Origin of the sequence: Micromonospora palomenae (genome assembly GCF_007829925.1) — a bacterium.
Taxonomy (GTDB): domain Bacteria; phylum Actinomycetota; class Actinomycetes; order Mycobacteriales; family Micromonosporaceae; genus Micromonospora; species Micromonospora purpureochromogenes.
This window is the reverse complement of sequence record NZ_VIXA01000002.1, coordinates 25,793-47,507: the sequence shown is the minus strand read 5'-3', so window position 1 is coordinate 47,507 and position 21,715 is coordinate 25,793. Positions and strand designations below refer to the sequence as shown.

Sequence of the window (21,715 nt, the reverse complement as noted above, 5' to 3'; positions counted from 1 at the left end):
TCAATGGAAGTGCGCGGGGAATGCCCCATCGAGGTTGATCGGGAACCACTCGGGGCGGCAGGACGTGACGAAACGAGCCCATTGGTGGCCATCCGAGGAACAGCGGGCGTCCGATTCTGCCGCAACTGAAGCTCGTCACCATCTGGCTCGGCCACTATGCGGCGAGCGGTTTCCCCTTGAACACTTCACGGCGGTGCCAAAGGACATGCTCGACGGCTGGAATCAGGGTGCCCGGGCGTGGCCGCAGGACCCGTCCGTGGAGGTTATACACCGCTCTCCCGAGCTCGGTGCGTGCAGTGAAGGCGGTCGAAACGTGGATGTGTGACGTCGCGTCGAGCCCCAGCGCGCCGAAGTCGAAAAGCTTGTGGTGTAGAACGCAAAGCGCTAGGCCGTTGTCGAGGCTGTCCGGACCGTCGAAGGCCCACCAGCGCACGTGCGCCGCTTCCACTCCTACCGAGGCGTTGCCGAGTTGGCCGTCGTATCCGCAGAAGGCGCATTGCCGGTCCCAGGCACGAAGGACTGCGGCCCGCCAGGCGGGATCTCGCCGGCGCGGAGGAGCCGCCACCTGGCCAGGCGCGTAAAGGATTTCGTCGGGGTCCAATCCGGCCGCGGTGAGGACGTCGGGAGCGATGGTGGCCGGGAACTGGCTCTCGACCAGGGCACGCGCGACTGACCGGAGCGCGTTGCGGTCCTTGTGAAGTGCCGCCTCGATGGAGACATCGAACTGGCCCACGACGTCGTCCGCGGTCAGTGGCCCGACGAGATCCATGGGCACGTCCCGGTTCAGCGTCCAGACGCCATCGCTGCGCAGCCGGGTGAACGGGTAGGCGGCGCTCTGTGCCCGGCCCGTCTTCGAGTCGGGACCAAACTCGGCAATTAGGTCACTCAACCGCTTCCGCGCCTCGGACCACTGCAGCGCACTGGAACCTTTGCTGATGAGTCGACCGAGCGCCAACAGCACCAGCAGCGGCTTGTGTGGCGCACGTCGACCACTTTGCTGGTGCAGGCGCAGGGACAAGAGCCGGTCGAGGACTCTGGGGTCCGAGGTCACGCCGCGATCGCCCGGGCTGCGGCGTAGATGTCGGCCGGGAGCGAATGCGCCAGCTCCCACACGATGCGCATCGGCCGGTCGCCGCTGTGCGACCGGTACGTCATCGGCCCGGCGTAGAGGTACGCCGGTGCGCCGAGGTCCCGGTCGGGGAGCCGCGTCTCCCGCACAAACAGGTGGATGGTCGAGCCGCGTTCAATGTGGTTGATGTAGCGCTGCCCGGTCGCCGACGCCGACGACGTGGTGCTCTGCGACTCCCACTGGAACAGGCTGTCGGTGATGGCCCGGTCGGCGTACATCGTCGTGGGGGAGTAGTGCTCCTCGGACTTGACCAGGGTGACGAAGAAGAGGTCGGCCTGCTCGTCCGGCAGCCACTTCACGCCTTCGCGCAGGGATCCCGGGTTCGTCATTCCGAAGGCCGCGCACGCCTCATTGCGGCTGTAGCGCGCGTGCACCCGCAGCGGCACCCGCGCCGGCTCCGGCTCCACCGTGACCCGGTGGATGCGGTCTCGCAGCACCTCGGCGACCTGGCGCAGCTCCGTGCATCGCGCTGGCTCCGCCCAGAGCCGCTTCAGCCGGGCATCGCGCTCGGTCAGCGGCACCGACGGCCCCCAGAGGCTGAAGTGCAGCATGTCCAGCAGCCGGCCGCCGCCGGGGTGTTCGCCGCCGGCGACCCGGGCCAGCAGGTCGAGCCGGTCAACGTCGTCGATGTGCAGCATCCGCCCGATGGCCCGGCCGAGCTCGCGGTCGTCCGGGCCGGCGGCCGAGCTGTCGATGCCCGCGAGACGGCGCAGCCCGCCCCACCCGCCGATGCTCGCCGACCGGTAGACGTCCTCGATCTCCAGGCCGGTCTCGCGCAGGAACTCGGCCAGGCTCACGTCCCCGAGCTGCCGCAGCTCGGCCACCAGGCCGTTCTTCGAGTTCGGCAGGGCCGACTTCAGGTTGGCGAGCACGACCTCCTTCGCCACCCGGTCCAGCTCGACGTGGCAGCCGCTCGGCAGCGACGGGAAGTCGTCCCGGACGGCCGCCTCGACGGCCCGCCGGCTGACCCCGGTCAGCGCCCGCCAGCGCAGGTCGAAGCGGAAGTTGGCGTTCTGGCCGCCGATGAAGTCGAGCACGGTCAGGCAGGGCTTGTCGTCGTCCAGGCGCAGGCCGCGGCCGAGCTGCTGCAGGAAGATCGTGGCGCTCTCGGTGGGCCGCAGCATCAGGATCGTGTCGACCATCGGCAGGTCGACGCCCTCGTTGAACAGGTCGACGGTGAACAGGACCCGCAGCTCACGGTTCCGGAACGCCGTCAGCAGGGCCTGTCGGCCGGCGGCGTCAACCCGCGAGGTCACCGCCGCCGACGGTACCCCCGCCTTGGTGAACCAGTCCGCCATGAACTCGGCGTGCCCGATGCTCACGCAGAAGCCGAGCGCCCGCATCCGCCCCACGTCGGCGGTGTCGCCTACCGCCCGCAGGATCATCCGGGCCCGGGCGTGGTTGCCGGTGTAGACGCCGTCCAGCTCGGCCGGGTCGTACCCCTGCCCGCGCTTCCAGCGCAGCTGCGACAGGTCGACGTCGTCGTGCAGCCCGAAATACTGGAACGGCGCCAGCAGTTGCCGCTCCAACGCCTCCCACAGGTGCAGCTCCACGGCGGCGCGGCCGTCGAACCACCGGCGCACGTCGCCGCCGTCGCTCCGGTCGGGGGTCGCGGTCAGCCCCAGCAGTACGCGCGGCCGCAGCCGCTCCAGCAGTCGGGCGTACGTCGGCGCTTCGGCGTGGTGGAACTCGTCGACGATCACCATGTCGTACGCCTCGGGGTCGATCTCCTGCCGGTACAGCGACTGGATCGAGGCGAAGACGTACTTCCAGTCCTTCGGCCTATCGCCGCCGACGAGGGTCTCGCCGAAGCTGCCGTCCCCCATCACCTGCCGGAACACCGAGCGGCTCTGCCGCAGGATCTGCTCCTGATGGGCGACGAAGAGCAGCGAGTCGACCTGGGCGGCCTTGCGAAGCCGCCGGTAGTCCAACGCCGCCACCACGGTCTTGCCGGTACCGGTCGCCATCACCACCAAGTTCCGCCAGCGGCCGTGCACCATCCGCTCGGCGTCCAGGTCGTCGAGAATCTCCTGCTGATACGGGAACGGCCGCACGTCGAGGTTGGCTATCTCGGTCGGCGCCTCGTCAGGGCGCTCACCGCGCAGCGCGATGCGCAGCCGCTCAGCGTCCTTCGCCGGGTCGTACGCCTCGAAGGCCGAGTCGTTCCAGTAGTCGGTGAACGTCGCCTCGAAGGTGTCGATGACGTGCGGCTGCTCCAGGTTCGAGACCCGCACGTTCCATTCCACGCCGTCGACCAGCGCGGCCTTCGACAGGTTCGATGAACCGACGTACGCAGCGGTGGTGCCGTTGTTGCGGCGGAACAGCCACGCCTTGGCGTGCAGCCGGGTGGTTCTGGTCTCGTACGAGACCTTGATGTCGGCACCCAGCTCCGCGAGCCGGTCCAGGGCCCGCTGGTCGGTCGCGCCGAGGTACGTCGTGGTGATGACCCGCAGCCGGCCGCCGCGGGCGATCAGGTCGCGGATCGCGGGCTCGACGATGCGCAGGCCGTGCCACTTGATGAACGCGCAGAGCAGGTCGACCTCGTCGGCGGAGGCCATCTCGTGGGTGACCTCGTGGCCGATGCGTGGCTGGTGGCGACCGTTAACCAGCAGGGCGCCGGTGGAGAGCGGGGTAGTGGGGCGTACCGGGAAGGTGGGTGCGGCGGGCGGAGTGGGCGGGGCGGCGATGGCGTGCAGCAGATGCTGCGCGTCGGCGACTTGGTCGTGGGCGCCGACGGCACGAGGCTCGGCCTGGGCGATGCTTTCGGCGATGCGGTTGGCCAGCTCGACCTGGCGAGCGAGCTTGTTGTCACCACCGGGTACCGCGAGCAGCGCCCGGCGAGCCAGCGCCGCGATGTGCCGGGCGAGTACGTCGTGGGTGTCGGCTGGATCGAGCTTGTTGTGCTGGACCCGGGCGGGATCGGCTTGCTGGAGCCGCTCGGCGAGCTCGCGAGTGATCAGGTGGTCGTAGATGCCCGGCTCAAGATCCGTCACCTGCGCAACCTAGCCGGCCAAGGGGCTGAGGCGCTGTCCCGCCGCGGAGCAAAAATCCTGCTGTCGGGTCCACGACAGATCTCCCCTACATCGTCGCGGTAGTTGTCCGTCCTTCATTCGCTGTCGGCGAGGCCTGGTGGAGCAAGTTCTCCATGACCTACCTTGTGACCTGGGGAAAGCCCGTCGCCTTGACAGATAGTTGCCCTTGTGCAACGACAACTTCGTAGGTTGTTGACAGTGTAGAGAGGCGATGTGGGACGGGCTGAAGGGTGAATATTCGGGGGTCCCGCTGGCAGGAGCTCTGCCGGTAATCTGCCCGACACACCTTGTGGGGAGGTGAGGGGCGATGCTTGCTGGGCTGGAGGTACCGCCGGCGGCCCAAGCGGAACGGGTGATCACCTCAGTGCTGCCCGACCGTGGCCACCACCGACGCGTACAGGTCGACTCGCCGCCCGGAGCCGGCAAGTCCAGGCTAGTGGTGCGCCCCGCCATCGAGCTGGCCACCGCCGCCGAGCCGCTGATCATCGGCTCGCAGACCAACCAGCAGGTCGACGACCTCATCGACCGGCTGGCGCAGATGGCGCCCGAGCCGTGCGTTGGCCGTTTCTCCGGCACCGAGTCCCAGCCCTGGGACCGAGTCAACGTCCGTGGGAAGGCGGGCGTCGCCGCCAAGGCCGCCGACCTCGGCGGCACGGCCATCCTAATCGGCGCAGCCGCCAAGTGGGCCACCGTCACGCTCTACGCCGTGGGTAGCCCCACCCGTGTATGGAGTCTGCATGGATGACGGACAGCCAGACCCAACCCTTTGGACCCGTTACCGGTCTTGGCTGGCCCCAAGCCACAATGACGCCCCTCCCAGCACTACCCGCCACTTCTTTGAGCAATCGAGAGTAATTCCGGACGCAAATGTCCTGCTTGACCTCTACCGATATACCAAGGACGGGCGCGAGCAGGTCCTTGCAGCGTTCGAACTCTTCAGCCGAAGAAAACGACTTTGGCTGCCGCACCAGGTCGGTCTGGAGTTCTCGCGGAATAGAGCCAAGGCGGTTCAGGGGCGCCTAACGGCCCTAAGCTCGGCGGGCAAGGCCCTCGACGCAAAATTCCGATCGGCCATCAGACTGATTGGGGAAGCGCGCGACGACGTCGTCGAACTAATCCGAGACATGACACAAGACGACGCTGTTGCCGATTCATTGGGTGAGTCTATAGCCGATGACGTGATAGGCGGTGCATTAGGGGATTGGCAAACTGTCCTTGCCAATAGCTTGAAGGCGCTGCGTGCCGCAGAAGCTATTAGTCCGCGAAGCGTCGTCGGCAACGATCCACTCCTTCCGCGAATCGGGGCCCTGTTTGGCGACGAAATTGGTGACGCCCCACCAGAGAGCGTTGTGCGTGAATGGGTGGAAACAGCAGTCAACTACCGATATCCCAATCGAATTCCTCCAGGGTTTGCTGACGCCAAGAAGGGAACAGCCTTGGCGGCAGCGGGCGATTACATAATCTGGGAACAAATCATCGAGTTTGCCAACACGCTGCCCGCGCCTCGCCGCCTGATCTTCGTGTCTGGAGACACAAAGGGCGATTGGTATGAGCAGGATGAGAACGGCAAGGCGATACGCCCTTGGCCAGCGCTCGATCACGAGATGTCGACCCGGGCAAAGGCCGAGATTCTCATTCTGACGCCGAGAGCGTTTCTTCGAGGCGCACATGACATTTTGGGCGCGCCAATGCAGGAGGAGACTTACGACGAGGTTGAGCGAGTCTCGCAAGCCAGCAAAGGCAGCCCCTTAAATGAGAACTTCAACTTCACTTCGCCCCTCGGGCCGGTCGAACAGGCTCACAAGTTATGGGCAGCCTTCCCTTCAAGCGAAAAACCAGAGTTGACGCGGCTCCGATACCAGCTAGAACAAATAACAAGAGAGCAGGAGCAGCTCGAGACGCGGGTAGCGGAGCTCGAATCAGATCCGAACTACCTTGCCGACCTGGCTGATCCTCGATCATACGCTAAGGCGATTGTCTCGAGAGCGGAGGCCCTCAAGACGCGAGCGGATGCGCTTCGGCAGAGAATCAACACATTAGGGGGTTCGGGATAAGGAGTTCGATTATGGGCAAGATCGGCGTGTCTCAGGAAATGTCCCAATCTTAGACGGCAGCAGACGTTCGGGGTGATCAAGTGGGAATCATTAAGTCGATCAAGGACCAGATCTCGCCAGACAAGCCCGAGGAGTCCAGTGATCTGATAGGGGGCATGCTACTGGACCTGATCGACTTCGAGGCGTACGTAGGAGAGGTCTATTCGCTCGGCTACAACGAAGCGCTCGTCCAAATTCACGACCATCACCGTCGACAGGTGGGCGGGATACCTGCGTTATCGTTTCTGTTAGCAACACGCCTTATCGAGGGACAGTCGATCGATGTCTGGGATGAGGATTCCTCTGTCATTCTATTGCGAGTGTTAGACCACGCTAATCTTCCGAATGCACAGGAGGCCTTGCGAGTCCGGGTAGAAACTGCCCAACGGGTCGCCGGTGAGAGAGCGAAGAGCTGGGATCACAAAGACGTCATGGACCCAGCAACCAATCATCTGTTGAGCTACGCAGGTGTTAAGTCTCGAGTCCTGGGCACGTTCCACGTCGATGAGGTAGAGGGCAGCCTGGCCCTGACCTTCGGTGCTGATCTTAGCAACTACTATCCGAATCGAGGACTAAAGGTCTTCAAGCCTCGATCTGAGACACTGGGGAGAATCGTCAATTATCGTGACCCTCGCCGTCATGAAGGCGGTGAAGGACCCCAGGTCCCAGTGGGGAAGGTAAGGTACGCGTCTACGAATCGCCGGTTCCAGCAGATCAGTTCCGTAAATGTATCGATCACTCCCACGGACCTACTTGCCCAAAAGACCGCTCTTTTTGGTATGACCCGCATGGGAAAGTCGAACACGACGAAGATCGTTCTGCGATCTATCTTCGCGCTTCGCTGGGCTGCTACGCCGCTGCGGATCGGGCAAATCGTTTTCGATCCCGACGGTGAGTATGCGAACGAGAATACGCAAGATGCGGGGAACAAGAAGAACCCCACTGCAATAAAGAATGTTTGGGCCCTTGGGCCTATTAATGCACAAGACTCTCTGAGGAGGGACGTTGTTACGTACGGCATCCTCCCGCACCCAAACGATCCGAATCGGAAGCTAATGCTTCTGAACTTTTACGAAACCGACAACTTGCAGGTTGGCAAGCAGATAATCGATTCAGCTCTGGCGGGGGATTCAACAAAGTTCATCGCGAATTTCCGGGACGTGGCCCTCTCGCCGCCAGGCAGCGACTCCGGGTCAGCGGCAATCCGCTATCACCGGCGGGTTCTGTGCTACCGAGCACTCTTGGTTAAGGCGGGTTTCGAGGTGCCTGCCCGTATCCGCCCAACACTCAGGCACGGACCGACTCCGTTGTTCGGTCAGGACTTCATTGGTGCCCTTCGCCAATCGGGGGGTAAGGATCCGAAGCAGTATGAGGCATGCGCAACGATCCTTTCTAAGAGCGCTCCCACATGGTCAGAGTTGATCCAGGCGTTCACGATCTTGCGAACCTACATTCTTGATGGTGGCTCAGCGTACGGCGACTTCGATCGCGAATATATCAAGAAGAGTTCTTCGGGATCGTGGGCCGATGATGACCTGAAGAAGATTCTGGAGATGTTTTTTTATCCAAATGGGTCCAAGCAGATCGGGCGAGTTGCAGAGCAGCATACCGACACCACAGATACCGATTACGCCGATGATATTTACGATCACTTGACAAACGGTCGCCTAGTCATCGTCGACCAATCAAGTGGTAACCCGCTGATCAACAAGACGTCGGCAGACAGGATCATGTGGCGGATCTTTGCGAGGAACCAAGACGAGTTTCGTAACGGGAAAACCCCCCCTGAGATCCTTGTGTTTGTAGAGGAGGCGCATAACGTGCTTCCCTCGTCTAACGAGACTGATTTTGCAGATGTATGGGTACGGACCGCGAAAGAGGGCGGCAAGTACAGGATCGGCCTTGTGTATGCCACACAGGAGGTAAGTTCGATCCAACGGAACATCCTTCGAAACACGGCGAATTGGTTTATTGGTCACCTGAACAATACCGACGAGACCAAAGAGTTACGGAAGTTTTACGACTTTGCGGACTTCGAGGCGAGCATTCTGAGGGCTCAAGACCCCGGCTTTATCCGCCTAAAGACACTGTCGAATCCGTACGTTGTTCCGATTCAAGTTGACAGGTTTACGATTGACTCGAGCGACCGGAGTCCGTCCTGATGCCGTATGAGGGCGAATTTGCCGCGTACCTGCCGCTGCAACGGATCGCAGATTCTGATCAGGTCAAAGCTCTGCTGAAGCGAGCGAAGCGAGCGTTGTCGGAGAGCGAGGGCGGTAAACTTCCAAGACCCCAAGTTCTTCCGGTAGCTGATTCTCCACTGCCTGATCTGGTCCTTGCGATAGACGGCAGCAATGCCGAGGTGAACGTGGCAAATGGATACCCAGGCGCAAGGGTCGGCTATATCACTGTTGCCAGTGTCTTGCTCAACCTCAAGCTTGTGGATGCCCTTGACGAGTACCGGCCCGTCGATCCGGTCAAATTTCGGACAACTGAAGAGGCTGCGACTCGTCCGGCCGCCCTTCCTGGGAGCAACGTGGTCACCCGGGAACATATATCAGCCCGCGACTCCTTTAGGGCCGAGCTATACGACTTAATACACAACGCCGTTGTGGATGACGACGACCATGCTCGTTTGATCGAGACATACGAGGAGCTGCTGCGATATAAGCCGCGGGAGAAGCAGCAGAGATGCCCGTACTCGTATGACGGTTGCGAAATAAGGCTTTCTGTCCCGGCTGGCTTGACCGAATGTCCCTGCTCCAAGCGTCGGGCCATATTTTCCACCGACGCGCTGCGGATTCACGAAGGCTTCAGGGACGACTCCTCCAACGGTCAGGCGCTGGGCGAGACGATGCAGGTTTGGGAGCAACTGTTACTTGTACATCTCTTGCGCTGCCTCGAAATTCGAGGAATGCTAGAGCAGGCGCAGAAGATAGCTTTCTTCATTGACGGGCCTCTGGCGGTGTTCGGGCATCCCGCCTGGTTGAGCGCTGCTATCAGCACCGAACTTAAGCGGCTAAATGCTGAGGCTAGGAAGCTGACGGGTAGAGACCTAACAATAATCGGTATTGAGAAGAGCGGAACATTTGTCGATCACTTTTCCGACATAGATATCGTGCACGGCCGGGACGAGCCATTGTTCGAAGATCGATCTTTCTTCATGCCAAACGATGACTATATCAAGCAGCGCATAATTTATTCCGCTAGCGAGAAGCGATACGGCGCGGACACTTACTTTGGTCGCAAGTTTTTTTATAAGACTAAAAACGGGTCTCGCATTGTAGCCAACATCCCGTTTCTCGATGATGAGCAGGATAGCTTGTTGTCGTCTGAGTTGTCCCTATATCCGCAGATCCCTGTTATTTGCGGACTTCTGGACAAACTTGTTTCGTCTCGGTTTGAGAATGCCGTCACCCCTATTGTTTCTGCTCACGCTCATGCGGCTATCCCTTTGCATTTGGGAGAGAAGGTTCTCAAGCAACTAGCCGCCGCCCTTATGAAGGATGGGAAGTAGTGCTCCGTCAACGCGACTATGCGAATGCCGTACGTCGCTGGGAGGGCGTTGGGCCATACTATGCGATGTTCCCGACGTGGTTCGCCGACGACGTCATTTCCCGCTACACAGAAATTGGCGACACGGTCTTGGACCCTTTCGCTGGAAGGGGTACGGCAATCTTCAGCGCCGCCTGCCAGGGCCGGAATGCGTTCGGCGTTGAGATTAATCCCGTTGGTTGGTGCTATGCGAAGGCTAAGCTCACCCCAGGATCGTTCGAAAGCGTCTCTGAACGTCTTCGCGCTGTCTCGCTGGCTGCCCCGAGGCAAAGGCATGCCGCTTCCGAGCTTCCCGAGTTCTTTCACTTCTGCTTTTCCCAAAGCGTACGAGAATTCTTGCTGGCCGCGCGAGAGCTGCTCGACTGGCGGCAGAACGATGTTGACCGGACTGTAATGGCTCTGCTTCTCGTGTCCCTCCACGGCAAAAGCGGGTCTGCGCTGTCCAATCAAATGCGGCAAACGAAGGCGATGGCACCCGACTACGCCGTGAGGTGGTGGAAAGAGCGGGGCATGGAGCCGCCAGACATCAACCCTCTCGAATTCATGACCAGGCGGGTGTCCTGGAGATATGCTAGGGGTATACCAGCGACTGCTGAAAGTGAAGTACTTTTGGGCGACGCAGAGGCTCAGGTTTCGGCAATCTCCGGCTATCTGCAGGAGCGTAAACGAGGTGCTGCGCTGCTGCTGACGTCGCCGCCCTACTTCGGACTGACTAACTACCACTATGATCAATGGCTACGCCTCTGGCTTCTTGGTGGCCCGCCAAATGCTTACCGAGTTCCAGGATCACACGAGCTGCAAGGTAAGTTTGAGAACGCGAGGCGGTATTGTGAACTTCTGCGCCGGGTTTTCACTGGCATTGCTCCCGCAGTTGCGAGTGATGGAATTGTTTATGTGCGGACGGGTAGGGGTGAGCCAACTCTCACGGCAACAAGGGATGCACTCCGGAAGGCATTTCCGTCGCATGCACTAGAGGAGATCGCTCGGCCATATACCAGGCCGACCCAAACGAGTCTTTTCGGTGACACGGGCACGAAGGTTGGCGAGGTTGACCTCATAATGACTCCAGTCCTGACTCCTTCCTGAGTCTTCAGCTAAAGGTGTCAACAATTAGAGGACATACCTGACGACAAGGCTAAGCGATGTCTCGTAACCCGGCGTCTGTCTATGAACCGGTTGAGGTGGGTGCAGATGTCCCCCAGCCTGCTTGTAGTGGATCCTTGCAGTGGCCGGTTTGAAACAAGTTCAGGTCCGCCGGCTGGTCCGGCTGGGCGCCGAACGCGGCGGGCATGCCATTGCCGACGGCCGGCCGGGGCCGGCAGTGGGCCCTCAACCTGTCGGACCGGTTGCTGCCGGTGGGGGCGGACTGTCTGGGACTGTGCCTGAGCGGTTGAGCGGATGACTGACGACATCTACGGCCGAGGCGGCTTTCCGGTAGACAGCGAGCACAGCGTCAGAGAGCGCAGGCGTTGCTGCGAGCGTCACGGCGGAGTTGACGTCGTGGTCGGCACCGTCTTGATCGATAACAGCGGCCCCCGCCTCCCGCGCGATGACGACCCCGGCCGCCATGTCCCACGCATGGTTGGACAACGTCAGCGCTGCGTCGAATCTGCCCTCGGCGAGCCATGCCAAATCGATTGCCGCGCTCCCAGTCATGCGCACGCGCTGCGCCTCGGCGGCGAGCTGGGCGGTCAGGGCGAGGCGCAACCGGTTCATTGCTTCGGCGTCCGGACCTACGGCGTAGTCCCCGATGGCAACGATGGCCACGCCAACCTCGCTCGTGCTGCTGACTCTGATCTCCTGTCCGTTCGCGTAGGCACCGTCACCCCTAGCGGCGGTGTATCGCGAAGCCAGGAAGGGCAGCTCGATAACGCCGAGTACCGCCTCGGTACGGTGCACCAGCGCGAGCGAGACGGCGCACAAGGGCAGACGCCGAACGAAGTTCGCCGTGCCGTCGATCGGATCGAGGACCCACTGCATGTCGGCCGAGCCGGTGCGCCCTTCCTCCTCGCCGAGGAATCCGATGTCAGGCGTTTGAGCGCTGAGGAAGGCGCGCATGTCGCGTTCGATCGCGTAGTCCAGCTCCGAGGCGAAGTCGCGGTCGCCCTTCACCGTCAACGCGCCTGGGGACCGGTGCCGCATCGCCTCCGCGGCGCGGTTCACGGCCTCCACTGCGATCGGCAGCAGCTCCCGGTATTCGCTCACAGCCGCCGCCCGCGCTGCCACTGCGACTCGAAGACCTGCTCGAATACCGGGTACAGCCCAGTGCCTTGCGGGTCTCGGCGGATGACGAAGGCGGGGGAGTCCACTCCACGGCTCTCCGTCAGGTAGGGCTGCGCCACACACAGATCGTCCACGAGCACGATATTGAAGCGAAGCGTCTCGTCGTACGTCGCCAGCCCCATGCTGTCCCGCAGGTCGGCGGGAAGCCGGTCGCGGACCCGAAGCAGCGTCTCGACGTTGAGCTTGGTCAGCGCCGACAGTTGCCCGGGCGCGAAGCCTTCCTCCACCTCCCGAGCCTGGATAGCCGAGCCGGCGGGGTCGAGGAACAGGCAACGAACATGAGCGCCGCTCTCCAAGAGGCCGTTCCAGCGCCGGTCGGCGTAGTCCTGGCAGAGCATGTTGAGGGACAGGCCGACCGCCCGAATATCCTGGGCACCGTCGAGGATCTGGTCAGCCGGAAGGCGCGCGGAGAGCTGAGACCGGCTGGGGTAGACCGCCGTCAGGCCGGCGAGGCCATCAGAGGATGGCGGGACGGGGCCTTGGCCCAGCGCCTCGAGCGCGAGCATCACGTTCCCCGGTGGCGTCTCGCTGGTCTCCCAACGCAGCACCGCCTCGGCGCTGGGTCGCCAGCCGAGGGGCGAGGCCAGCACATCGGCGAAGCTGTCAGGGGTCAGCCCGGCAGCGGCCCGGACCGCACCCACCCGCTGACGCGCCACCGCCCCCAGGTCCGACCGAGTCGCGCCGGCCGGTGGCAATGCCTCGCCGACGTGGAGCGCCGCGACGAACCGGTCGCGAACGTCGGTGCTCGCCTTGCCGAGCGCCGTGTCGAGTGCGGCCTGCATCTCCGGACGCGGACGAACGCCATCCTGCCCGGCCTCCCACTTTGACACGGTCCGCTCGGCAACGCCCAGGTGCGCCGAGAAGTCCCGAATACTCATCCGTAGGGCTTGGCGCAGCGCTCGCGTTTCCCGGCCGGTCCACCGGTGGACGGTCGTCATCGTGCCGCCTTCGATCACGTCGAGATCGGTCATTGGGCAGCCTAGCGCCGGCAGGTGCAGCGCAGTTACCGCGAAGGTGCATTCCGTAGTCATATTGCCTCCCCGGCGGTCTGACCAGGGTGGATGCATGGCCCGGGGCGGGTGCTGGGCTCCGGCCGCGTCGACCCGAACGACGACGACCGTCCCCGCCCGCCCCAGCGCCACTCCACGCACCACGACGCCGGAGGCGCCCACCCATGTCCGCCGTACTCGCCGATTTTCCCGTCCTCACCCCGGTCACCGACGAGGACCTGGTCCTCGCCGCACGGGCGGTCCGCGTCCATGTCCCGGAGAGCTGGCCACACGGCCTGCTCTGCCGCAGCGAACGCGTCCCGTACCCGTGCCGCCTGGCCCGCTGGGGCCGAGCCACCCTCGCCGCCGCCGGCCTCACCGAGGAGGAGATGGCGTGACCGAGCCGGAGGTACGCGAGGCGGTCGCCCACTGGCTGAGCCTGCTTGTGGGCGACGCGGAGCTGTCCCCATACCTGATCGGGGTGGACTGGGACCGGCTGACGGCGCATCTGGCGCCGACGCTTACCACCGCGCCCGGCGGCGCAACTCTGCTCGACGGGTGGCACGGCCTGGGCTGGTCCGAGGCGCAGCACCGGCGGGCAGTCAACTACCTGGTCCGGGTGTTGGAAGCGCGTGGCGAGCCGACAGTCGCAACCCCGACCGCTAGCGCCGACCAGTTCTGGGCGGCGGTGGAGGACCTTTGCCCGGGCCTGCTGCCCGAGCGTGAGGCACCCCTGGTCCACGCCGCGCTGGACCGCCTCATGACCGGTGGCGACGACCGCGCCGGGCGGTTGGCGCTGCTAGCGGTGCTCGGCCGGACGTACCGTCGTTACGGCCTGCGCCCGGCGCATGCCGTCATCCTTCGACAAGCATTGGGAACCAGCGAAGGGTGGAAAAGGGCGTGGCGGCTGGTCGAGTGGGCCGCCGGGCGGGTGGGGGACGGCCCGGCCTGGTGGCCGGCCGAGGTGCTCGACCACGACCGGGCCTGCGACGGCGTCGCCATCCTCACCGTACGGCCGTGGCGGCGGCTACCGCACCGGCCCGGCCAGGCGGTGCCGATGTGTACGCCGCGCCGGCCCGGCCGGTGGCGCTGGTACTGCCCGGCGAACGCGCCGCGCCCAGACGGCACCCTCGAGCTGCACGTCCGCGCGGTCCCCGCCGGCGCCGTCTCCACCAGCCTGGTCCATGAGGTACGCCCCGGAGAGCTGCTCCACCTCGGCCCACCCATGGACACTGGCCTGTACCTGAGCGACGAGCGGGAGCTGCTACTGGTGGCCGGCGGCACCGGGCTGGCCCCGCTGCGCGCCCTGGTCGAGCAGGTCGCTGCCGCCCCGGACGGCCGGCGGGTGACCCTGGTCGTCGGGGCCCGCACGGTCGCCGACCTGTACGACGCGGTCAGCCTCGACAAGCTCCAGGGCGCCCACGACTGGCTGCGGATCGTGCCCGTGTTCTCCCACGACCCCCTCGCCGAGCCGGGGGAGCGGGGCGACGCCCTCACCGTCGCCCTCGACCACCTGCGCCCCGACCAGCAGGTGTACGTGTGCGGGCCGCCGCCGATGTTGGCCGGGTCGCGGCTGCGGCTGCTCGCCGCCGGGGTGCCCGCCGCGCGAATCCACCTGCCGGATCGGATCCCCTGGCGATGACCGTCTACCGCAGCCGCCAAGCCCTGCGCGACCCGCTCACCCCGGACCGGATCACCACCGTGCCGCTGCCGTTGACCCGGCGCGGGCGGCGCGGCTACCAGGTCGACGACGTCGACGCACTGCTGCACCGGCTCGCCTTCGAGCTGTTAAAGCAGTCCCGCCAGCTCGAAGACGTACGCGCCGAGAACCAGCGCATCAAGCGGGCCCTGCGCACCTGGCAGTCCGATCACGTCGCCTGCGCTACCCGCCGTGAGGAGTGACGGCCGCAGCAGGGTGGCCTGCTGGCACAGGCACCGAGGAGCGTTCCGTCGTCCTCGGGTGGCCCGGCACAACCGGGACGGGCTGGATTGGGTCGGGTACAGCGGCCGGACCTCTGGTCAGGGCCGGTATCGTGCGGAACGCCTGCGAGGAGGTGACGGCATGCTGACCGGGTTGGCGATACCGCCCGCTGCCGAGGCGGAACGAGTCATCACCGCCGTGCTGGCCGACCTGCGCTCCGGCAACCACCGCGGCGTGGTCGTCGACTCCCCGCCCGGCGCCGGCAAGTCCACCCTCGTCGTCCGCGCCGCCGTCGAGCTGGCCGCCGCCGGCGAGCCGCTGATCATCATCGCGCAGACCAACGAGCAGGTCGACGACCTCATCGACCGCCTCGCCCGTAAGGCCCCCGAGCTGCGCATCGGCCGCCTCTCCGCCGCCGACTACCAGCCTTCGGAGCGGGTGAAGGGCCACGAAACGGTCAAGGTCGCGGCCAAGGTCGCCGACCTCGGCGGCCCGGCCGTCATCATCGGTACGGCCGCCAAGTGGGCCACCGTCACCGAGGGCTCCTGGCCGTGGGCGATCGTCGACGAGGCGTACCAGATGCGGTCAGACGCCCTGCTGCGCGTGGCCCGGCGGTTCGAGCGGGCGCTGTTCGTGGGCGACCCGGGCCAGCTCGATCCGTTCTCCACCGTCGAGACCGCGCGCTGGACCGGTTTGACCTGGGATCCGATGCAGGCCGCGGTGGCCGTGCTGCTGCGGCACAACCCCGACCTGCCGGTACACCGTCTGCCGGTGTCCTGGCGGCTGCCCGCGTCGGCGGCGCCGGTGGTCGCGGCCGCGTTCTACCCGTTCACCGGGTTCCGCGCCGGCACCGGCCCCAGCGACCGGGCGCTGTCGTTCACCGAGCCCGGACCGGGGGACGCGCTCGACGCGGCGGTGGAGTCGGCCGCTACGACGGGCTGGGCGCTGCACGAACTGCCGGCCCGGCACACCCTGCGCACCGACGCGGAGGCTGCCTCGGCGTGCGCCGCGCTGGCGCTGCGCGTGTTGCGGCGGGGAGCGGTCGCCGTCTCCGAGCACGCGCCGGCCGGCGCGCCGGTCACCGCCGACCGGATCGCCGTCGGCGCCGCGCACCGCGACCAGGTCGCCGCCATCCGGGCCCACCTCGGCGAGGCCGGGGCGGGCGTCACCGTCGACACCGCCAACCGGCTCCAGGGCCGCGAGTACGACGTGACGATCGTGCTGCACCCGCTCTCCGGGCGGCGGGACGCCACGGCCTTCCACCTGGAGTCGGGGCGGCTGTGTGTGCTGGCGTCCCGGCACCGGCACGCCTGCATCGTGGTGGCGCGGGCGGGCATCGGCGAGCTGCTGGACGCCCACCCCTCGACCGAGTCGGTGCACCTCGACGTGCCGGTCAAGTTTCCCGACGGCTGGGTGGCGAACCAGACCATGCTCACGCACCTGGGCGCGACGTAGCCGGGTCCAGCGCCCCGGCCCGTTCCTGGAACTCCTCGGTTCGGACGGGTGACACCGGCACCGCCGCCGCCGACGGGACGGTGAGCTACATATCGTACGGAAATGACGAAGATGCGACCCGGGCACTCATCTTCGCCGTCACGGGAGAGGGCTGTTCGCGTACCACCGAAAAGGCGGCGATGGACGGCGGTCGGGGCCGCCGCGTTGCTCGCGCTGCTCGGCACGTCGGGGTCGACCCCGGTGGACGGCATCGGGCCGGCGCCGGCGTGGGGGCCGGTGCGGGGGCCGGCCAGCGCTGCGGCGTGGCTGGCCTTCCCCAGCGGGGTCTTCTCGGTCGACACGGCCGCCCGCACCGTCCGCTACCGGGCCTGCGACGGTGACACCGGCCGGATCGCCGACCCGGGGATGCGGGTCGCCGGCGGCTCGGCGAGCGGCCGGGTCACCGCCGCGGGCAAGACCTACACCTACCGGGCGCCGCTGGTCGGCCGCACCCGGGGCTTTGTCGAGGTGGTCCGCCCACGTCAGCAACCCCACCGGCTGGTCGGCGAGGTGGTCACCGACCCGCAGCCGCCCACCGACCCCGCCGCCGGTCGTCGGCTGCCCCCGCTGACCAGGCAGCTCGCCCAGGTCGTGGCCGCCGCGACCAACAACCGGGCCGGCGTCACGGTGCGCGACCTCTCCGGCCGGTACGGCAACCAGCAGATCGCGGTCAACGGCACGTTCCGGCCGAAGGCGGCCAGCGTGATCAAGCTGTGGATCCTGGTCGAGCTGCTGCGCCGGGTCGACTGCGGGCAGCTGTCGCTCGACCGGGAAGTGCGGGTCACCCGCGCCGACGTGGTCGGCGGCGCGGGCAAGCTGAAGTCCGAGCCGATCCCGCAGCTCGTGACCACTCATCGGCTGGCCGAATACATGATCGAGTACAGCGACAACACCGCCGCCAACGTGCTGATCGACCAGCTCGGCGGGTTCGCGCCCGTCAACGCCCTGATCGACTCGATGAACCAGCGCGACACCGTCCTGGCCCACAAGCTCTTCGACGGTGGCGCCGACCGGGGCGAGGAGAACTACACCAGCCCGGACGACGTCATCTCGCTGCTCGGCGCGGTCTGGGACGCCCGGATCCTCACCGAGCCGTCCCGTGACCTGATGATCGGCTTCATGCGCAACCAGACCCGCAACTCCAAGATCCCCGCCGCCCTGCCGCCCGGTACCCCCCTCGCGCACAAAACCGGCGACGATACCGACGCCTCCCACGACGTCGGCTACTGCCTCACCCCGGGCGCGGAGACAGCCGTCGCGTTCCTCACCACCGGCCCGTTCCGCAGCGGCAGCGAGACGGTTCGACAACTCGCCCGTACCGTCTCCGACCACGTCACCCCGGGGTGCGGCCCGGGGTGAGATTCTCCATTTGGACCTCGTGTTCTGCCGCATCGCCGGCTGGCTGGCACTGCTCGCCCGCCGGAAGACGTGGCGGTCCGATGCGTGAAGAGACCTGCGTCGTCCCCGCGAACTTTCGCCGAGGCTGCCGACCGTGGCCCCGCCTCGGTAACGTCCGGGGATGGCCGAGATCACACACGAGGACCTGCTGACGGGCTTCACCGTTTCCCGCCCGTACACGATGGATGTTGTCGCGGATGCGCCCCGCGCCGCCGGCGTGCACGTGGTGGTCGCCGGCGACACGGTCATCTACGTGGGGCAGACGTCGAACCTGAAGGACCGGCTGCGCCAGCACCTGACCGGCAGCCGCGCTTCCTCCGTGCTGCACGACCAGGTCGGTCAGCTGCTCGACCGGTCCGGGCCGGTGGCGTCGGCCGCCGACATCGCGAGCTGGCTCGGCCGGTGCATCGTCCGCTGGCGGGAGAGCGACCACCCGGAGGCCGACGAGGACGCCCTGGTGGTGGCCCTGAAGCCGCGCTTCAACCGGCAGGTTCCCCGGCAGCGCCCGACCCCCTGAACGGATCGTCGCGCTGAATCGTTTGCGACATCAGCTCCACAGCGACCGCACCACGCACCGCCGGTCGGCCGCGCACGTCGGGCCGGCTCGTGACCCCTGAACGTCGGTGGGGGTTGCTTCAATGGGCGCCCATGACGGACGGGGGACGGATGACCGAGGTGCGCATCGCGCGGTGGGACGAGGACGACCTGGATCTGCTGCGCCGGCTCAACACCCCGGAGGTCCGGCACCACACCGGCGGCCCGGAGACCGACGAGCAGGTGCTGGCCCGGCACGAGCGGTACCTGCAAGGGCCTGGTCCCCGCAGCGGCTCGATGTTCACCGTGGTGCTGCTGCCCGACGGGGTGAAGGTCGGCAGCGTCGGCTACTGGGAACGCGTCTGGCACGACGAGCCGGTCTACGAGATGGGCTGGGCGATCCTCCCCGAGCACCAGGGGCGGGGCCTGGCCACCGCCGCCGTCCGTGCCGTGGTGGCCGAGGCCCGCGCCCACGGCCGGCACCGGTGGGCGCACGCGTACCCGTCGGTGGACCACCCGGCCTCGAACGCGGTCTGCCGCAAGGCCGGGTTCACACTGCTCGGCGAGACCGAGTTCGAGTACCCGCCCGGGCGCCTGATGCGCTCCAACGACTGGCGGCTCGACCTGAAGGCCTGACGACGCCTATCAGCGCGCGGCATCCAGCCGTTCCCGCTGCGCGGCGGTCAGCTCCAGCTCCACCGCTTCGAGGCTCTCGTCGAGCTGGGCCACCGAGGAGGCGCCCACCAGCGGGATCGACGGCGTCTCGCCGCCCATCAGCCAGGCCAGCACCACCTGGTTGACCGTCGCGCCCGTCTCGGCGGCCACCTCCCGCAGCGCGGCCAGCCGGCCGGGCGCGCTCGGCAGGTCGTACTCCGGGCCCAGCGGCTTGTCCGGCCGGGTGTAGCCGCCCCTCACCAGCGGCGAGTACGCCACCAGCGTCAGCGTCGGCTCCGCCCGCAGGTAGCTGGCCAGGTCACCGCCGACCGAGCCGGGGTCGCCGTCCGGGTCCAGCTCGCTGGGCAGGTCGGTACGCCGCTGGAGGTAGGTGTGGTGGTACTGGAGCACCTCGTACCCGGGCAGGCCCGCGGCGGCGGCCAGCGCGCGGGCCCGCTCCACCCGCCACGCCCGGTGGTTGCTCGCCCCCAGCAGCCCGACGGCGCCCTCGGCGACCAGCTCGCCGAAGGCGGCCACCGTCTCCTCCAGCGGCACCGTGCGGTCCTCGATGTGCGCGTACAGCAGGTCCAGCTTGGCTATGCCGAGCCGTTCCCGGCTGCGCTCCGCCGACTCCCGGATCACCTTGGCCGACAGCCCCTCGGCGTTGTCGGTGTAGCTGGTGCCGGGGGCGAGCGGACGCGCCCCCAGCTTGGTGGCGACGACGATCTCGTCCCCGACGCCCCGGCTGCGCCGCCAGCGGCCGAGCAGCTCCTCGCTCTCGCCGCCCTGCCCGCCGTTCATCCAGAACGCGTAGTTGTCCGAGGTGTCGACGAAGGTGCCACCGGCCTCGACGTACCGGTCGAGGATGGCGTACGAGGTGGCCTCGTCGGTGGCGGTGCCGAAGAGCATCGCGCCGAGGCTGAGCACGCTCACCTCGCGCCGGGTCCGTGGGTCCGTGCCGATCGTGCGGTACCGCATGAGGTCTCCCATCTTTCGACGTGGAGCCTCCACCCTGGACGTTCGAGCGTGCTCGAAGTCAAGGGCTCACCAGCGGACCGCCCGCAGCGTGAGGATCAGTTGACCCCGGTCGGTCGACGCTCCGCCGCGCGGCCGGCGGTCGTCGTGCCGACGGTACGTGCCGGCACGGTCGGCGCGTCCCGGCCGGTGCCCCGCCGCCCGTCGCCGCCCTTGTCGTTGCTCTGCTCGTGGTAGTCCTGCTCGACGTTCACCGTCCAGACGTCGTGGCCGGCGCCGTGGGCGATGTTCTCGGCGGTCAGCATGGCGGTCAGCATGGAGTGGTCCTGGTTGTTGTAGCGGTGCATCCCGTTGCGCCCGACGGGGTGCACGTTAGGCAGCTCCCGCGCCAGCCACGCCCGGATGGTGTCGACGTTGTGCTGGTAGCGGTCGTCGTACACCGGGTAGGCCTTCGGCATTCGCACCACGTACCCGCTCTCCACCGCGCCGGGCCGCACCAGGCCGAGCTGCTCCAGCTCGGCGGTGGCCCGCGCGACGAGGTCCGCGTCGGAGGTCCGCCAGGTCTCGTCGTCCTCGAACACGAAGTACTCCAGCCCCAGGCAGGTGCGGCCGTCCTTGACCAGGTACGGCGACCAGGAGCCGAAGTTCTGGATCCGGCCCACGTTCACCGCCGGGTCGTGCACGTAGATCCAGTTGTCCGGGAAGGAGAACTCCTCCGGCACCACCAGCGCCACGGTCAGGAAGTCCCGGTAGCGCAGGTCGGCGGCGCATTCGAGCACCTCGGGCGGGGCGGCCGGGCGCACCGCGGCCACCAGCTCGGAGATCGGCATGGACGAGATGACGTGGTCGGCGGGGAGCCGGCGTTCCCCGCCCGGCCCGTCGACGGTGACCGCCACCGCCCGCCTGCCCTCGCGGTGCACCGCCTTCACCCAGGTGCCGGTGCTGACCTCGCCGCCGCGCTTGCGGATCTCCTCGGTGCAGCGCTCCCACATCATGCCGGGCCCGAACTTCGGGTACTGGAACTCCTCGATCAGGCTGGTCACGTCCTTGCGGTTGCGGCGCGGCAGCAGCGCGTTGAGCACCGCGCGGGCCAGCGACAGGTTCTTGATCCGCTGGGCGGCCCAGTCGGCCTGCAACTGGTCGGCCGGCATCCCCCAGACCTTCTCGGTGTAGGTCTTGAAGAAGATCGAGTAGAGCCGCCAGCCGAAGCGCGCCGACACCCAGCCCTCGAAGTGCGACTGGTCCTTCGGCGGGCGCAGCCGCGCCCGGGCGTACGAGCCCATGCAGCGGGCCGCCTCCCGGACGCCGAGGTTGCGCAGGGCGTTGCCGGCGTTGAGCGGGTAGTCGTAGAGCGCACCCCGGTAGAAGATGCGGCTCATCCGGGGCCGGAGCAGGAACTCCTCGTCGGGCAGGATCTCGTGCCAGAACTCCTCGACCCGGCCCACCTTGGTGAAGAACCGGTGCCCGCCGATGTCGAAGCGCCAGCCGTCCCGCTCGACGGTACGGCTGATCCCGCCGACCACGTCGTCGGCCTCGAACACCCGTACCGTCTCGCCGTGCCTGAGCAACTCGTACGCGGCGGTCAGGCCCGCCGGGCCCGCGCCGATGACCACCGTGCCGTGACGCTCGTCCATCCTCACGCCGCTCCCTGCCCTCGG

At 66.6% G+C, this 21,715-nt stretch carries 18 protein-coding genes; 12 read left to right on the top strand and 6 right to left on the bottom strand.

The genetic code is table 11. The features are described 5' to 3' along the window. Window positions 1-154 precede the first annotated feature (154 nt). Both FHX75_RS11165 and FHX75_RS11160 read right to left on the bottom strand, forming a co-directional pair. Window positions 155-1,051, bottom strand: a complete 897-nt coding sequence (locus tag FHX75_RS11165) for a phosphorothioated DNA-binding restriction endonuclease (protein ID WP_211364447.1) — start codon at window positions 1,049-1,051, stop codon at window positions 155-157. Beyond that, window positions 1,048-4,122 carry a DEAD/DEAH box helicase gene (locus tag FHX75_RS11160; protein WP_154939115.1) on the bottom strand — a complete coding sequence of 1,025 codons (3,075 nt, stop codon included), beginning with the start codon at window positions 4,120-4,122 and terminating at the stop codon, window positions 1,048-1,050. The genes FHX75_RS11165 and FHX75_RS11160 overlap by 4 nt, the downstream gene beginning before the upstream one ends. A gap of 346 nt (window positions 4,123-4,468) precedes the next feature. On the opposite strand from FHX75_RS11160, the gene FHX75_RS11155 reads away from it, so the two are divergent. The 5 genes from FHX75_RS11155 to FHX75_RS11135 all read left to right on the top strand — a co-directional run bounded on the left by FHX75_RS11155 (window position 4,469) and on the right by FHX75_RS11135 (window position 10,895). Beyond that, window positions 4,469-4,906 (top strand): hypothetical protein, encoded by a 438-nt coding sequence (locus FHX75_RS11155; protein WP_154939113.1) that lies wholly within the window; start codon window positions 4,469-4,471, stop codon window positions 4,904-4,906. After that, window positions 4,899-6,215 (top strand): PIN-like domain-containing protein, encoded by a 1,317-nt coding sequence (locus FHX75_RS11150; RefSeq protein WP_154939111.1) that lies wholly within the window; start codon window positions 4,899-4,901, stop codon window positions 6,213-6,215. Before FHX75_RS11155 ends, FHX75_RS11150 begins: the two co-directional genes overlap by 8 nt. Window positions 6,216-6,295: 80 nt before the next feature. Continuing rightward, window positions 6,296-8,416: a helicase HerA domain-containing protein gene (locus tag FHX75_RS11145; RefSeq protein WP_211364446.1), complete on the top strand. Its 2,121-nt coding sequence runs from the start codon at window positions 6,296-6,298 to the stop codon at window positions 8,414-8,416. Beyond that, window positions 8,416-9,771, top strand: coding sequence for a DNA double-strand break repair nuclease NurA (locus FHX75_RS11140; protein WP_154939109.1), 1,356 nt, complete (start codon window positions 8,416-8,418; stop codon window positions 9,769-9,771). Before FHX75_RS11145 ends, FHX75_RS11140 begins: the two co-directional genes overlap by 1 nt. Next, window positions 9,771-10,895, top strand: coding sequence for a DNA methyltransferase (locus tag FHX75_RS11135; RefSeq protein ID WP_281290808.1), 1,125 nt, complete (start codon window positions 9,771-9,773; stop codon window positions 10,893-10,895). Before FHX75_RS11140 ends, FHX75_RS11135 begins: the two co-directional genes overlap by 1 nt. Window positions 10,896-11,138: 243 nt before the next feature. Here the strand turns inward: FHX75_RS11135 and FHX75_RS11130 are convergent, their stop codons facing one another. Continuing rightward, the gene (locus tag FHX75_RS11130; RefSeq protein WP_154939105.1) at window positions 11,139-12,014 is read right to left on the bottom strand and encodes an inositol monophosphatase family protein; all 876 of its coding nucleotides are present in this window, start codon (window positions 12,012-12,014) and stop codon (window positions 11,139-11,141) included. Next, a complete protein-coding gene (locus FHX75_RS11125) occupies window positions 12,011-13,063 on the bottom strand; it encodes a DUF5919 domain-containing protein (protein WP_246157952.1) in 1,053 nt (350 codons plus the stop codon). The genes FHX75_RS11130 and FHX75_RS11125 overlap by 4 nt, the downstream gene beginning before the upstream one ends. Window positions 13,064-13,266: 203 nt before the next feature. Here FHX75_RS11125 and FHX75_RS11120 point away from each other — a divergent pair, with 203 nt between their 5' ends. The 7 genes from FHX75_RS11120 (at window position 13,267) to FHX75_RS11090 (ending at window position 19,064) form a co-directional block, all read left to right on the top strand. Next, the gene (locus FHX75_RS11120) at window positions 13,267-13,479 is read left to right on the top strand and encodes a hypothetical protein (RefSeq protein WP_088963740.1); all 213 of its coding nucleotides are present in this window, start codon (window positions 13,267-13,269) and stop codon (window positions 13,477-13,479) included. After that, the gene (locus FHX75_RS11115) at window positions 13,476-14,723 is read left to right on the top strand and encodes an FAD-binding oxidoreductase (protein ID WP_154939100.1); all 1,248 of its coding nucleotides are present in this window, start codon (window positions 13,476-13,478) and stop codon (window positions 14,721-14,723) included. Before FHX75_RS11120 ends, FHX75_RS11115 begins: the two co-directional genes overlap by 4 nt. Next, window positions 14,720-14,983 carry a hypothetical protein gene (locus tag FHX75_RS11110; protein WP_246157950.1) on the top strand — a complete coding sequence of 88 codons (264 nt, stop codon included), beginning with the start codon at window positions 14,720-14,722 and terminating at the stop codon, window positions 14,981-14,983. The genes FHX75_RS11115 and FHX75_RS11110 overlap by 4 nt, the downstream gene beginning before the upstream one ends. A 160-nt stretch (window positions 14,984-15,143) precedes the next feature. Then, the gene (locus FHX75_RS11105; RefSeq protein ID WP_154939098.1) at window positions 15,144-16,457 is read left to right on the top strand and encodes an AAA family ATPase; all 1,314 of its coding nucleotides are present in this window, start codon (window positions 15,144-15,146) and stop codon (window positions 16,455-16,457) included. A gap of 240 nt (window positions 16,458-16,697) precedes the next feature. Next, window positions 16,698-17,855 carry a serine hydrolase gene (locus tag FHX75_RS11100; RefSeq protein WP_170285352.1) on the top strand — a complete coding sequence of 386 codons (1,158 nt, stop codon included), beginning with the start codon at window positions 16,698-16,700 and terminating at the stop codon, window positions 17,853-17,855. Between the two features lie 160 nt (window positions 17,856-18,015). After that, complete coding sequence (locus FHX75_RS11095; protein WP_154939095.1) at window positions 18,016-18,411, top strand: GIY-YIG nuclease family protein; 396 nt, start codon at window positions 18,016-18,018, stop codon at window positions 18,409-18,411. A gap of 131 nt (window positions 18,412-18,542) precedes the next feature. Further along, a complete protein-coding gene (locus FHX75_RS11090) occupies window positions 18,543-19,064 on the top strand; it encodes a GNAT family N-acetyltransferase (RefSeq protein ID WP_246157947.1) in 522 nt (173 codons plus the stop codon). A gap of 9 nt (window positions 19,065-19,073) precedes the next feature. Here the strand turns inward: FHX75_RS11090 and FHX75_RS11085 are convergent, their stop codons facing one another. Both FHX75_RS11085 and FHX75_RS11080 read right to left on the bottom strand, forming a co-directional pair. Next, window positions 19,074-20,060 carry an aldo/keto reductase gene (locus tag FHX75_RS11085; protein ID WP_154939093.1) on the bottom strand — a complete coding sequence of 329 codons (987 nt, stop codon included), beginning with the start codon at window positions 20,058-20,060 and terminating at the stop codon, window positions 19,074-19,076. Between the two features lie 95 nt (window positions 20,061-20,155). Further along, window positions 20,156-21,691 (bottom strand): NAD(P)/FAD-dependent oxidoreductase, encoded by a 1,536-nt coding sequence (locus FHX75_RS11080; protein WP_154939091.1) that lies wholly within the window; start codon window positions 21,689-21,691, stop codon window positions 20,156-20,158. Window positions 21,692-21,715: the final 24 nt, after the last annotated feature.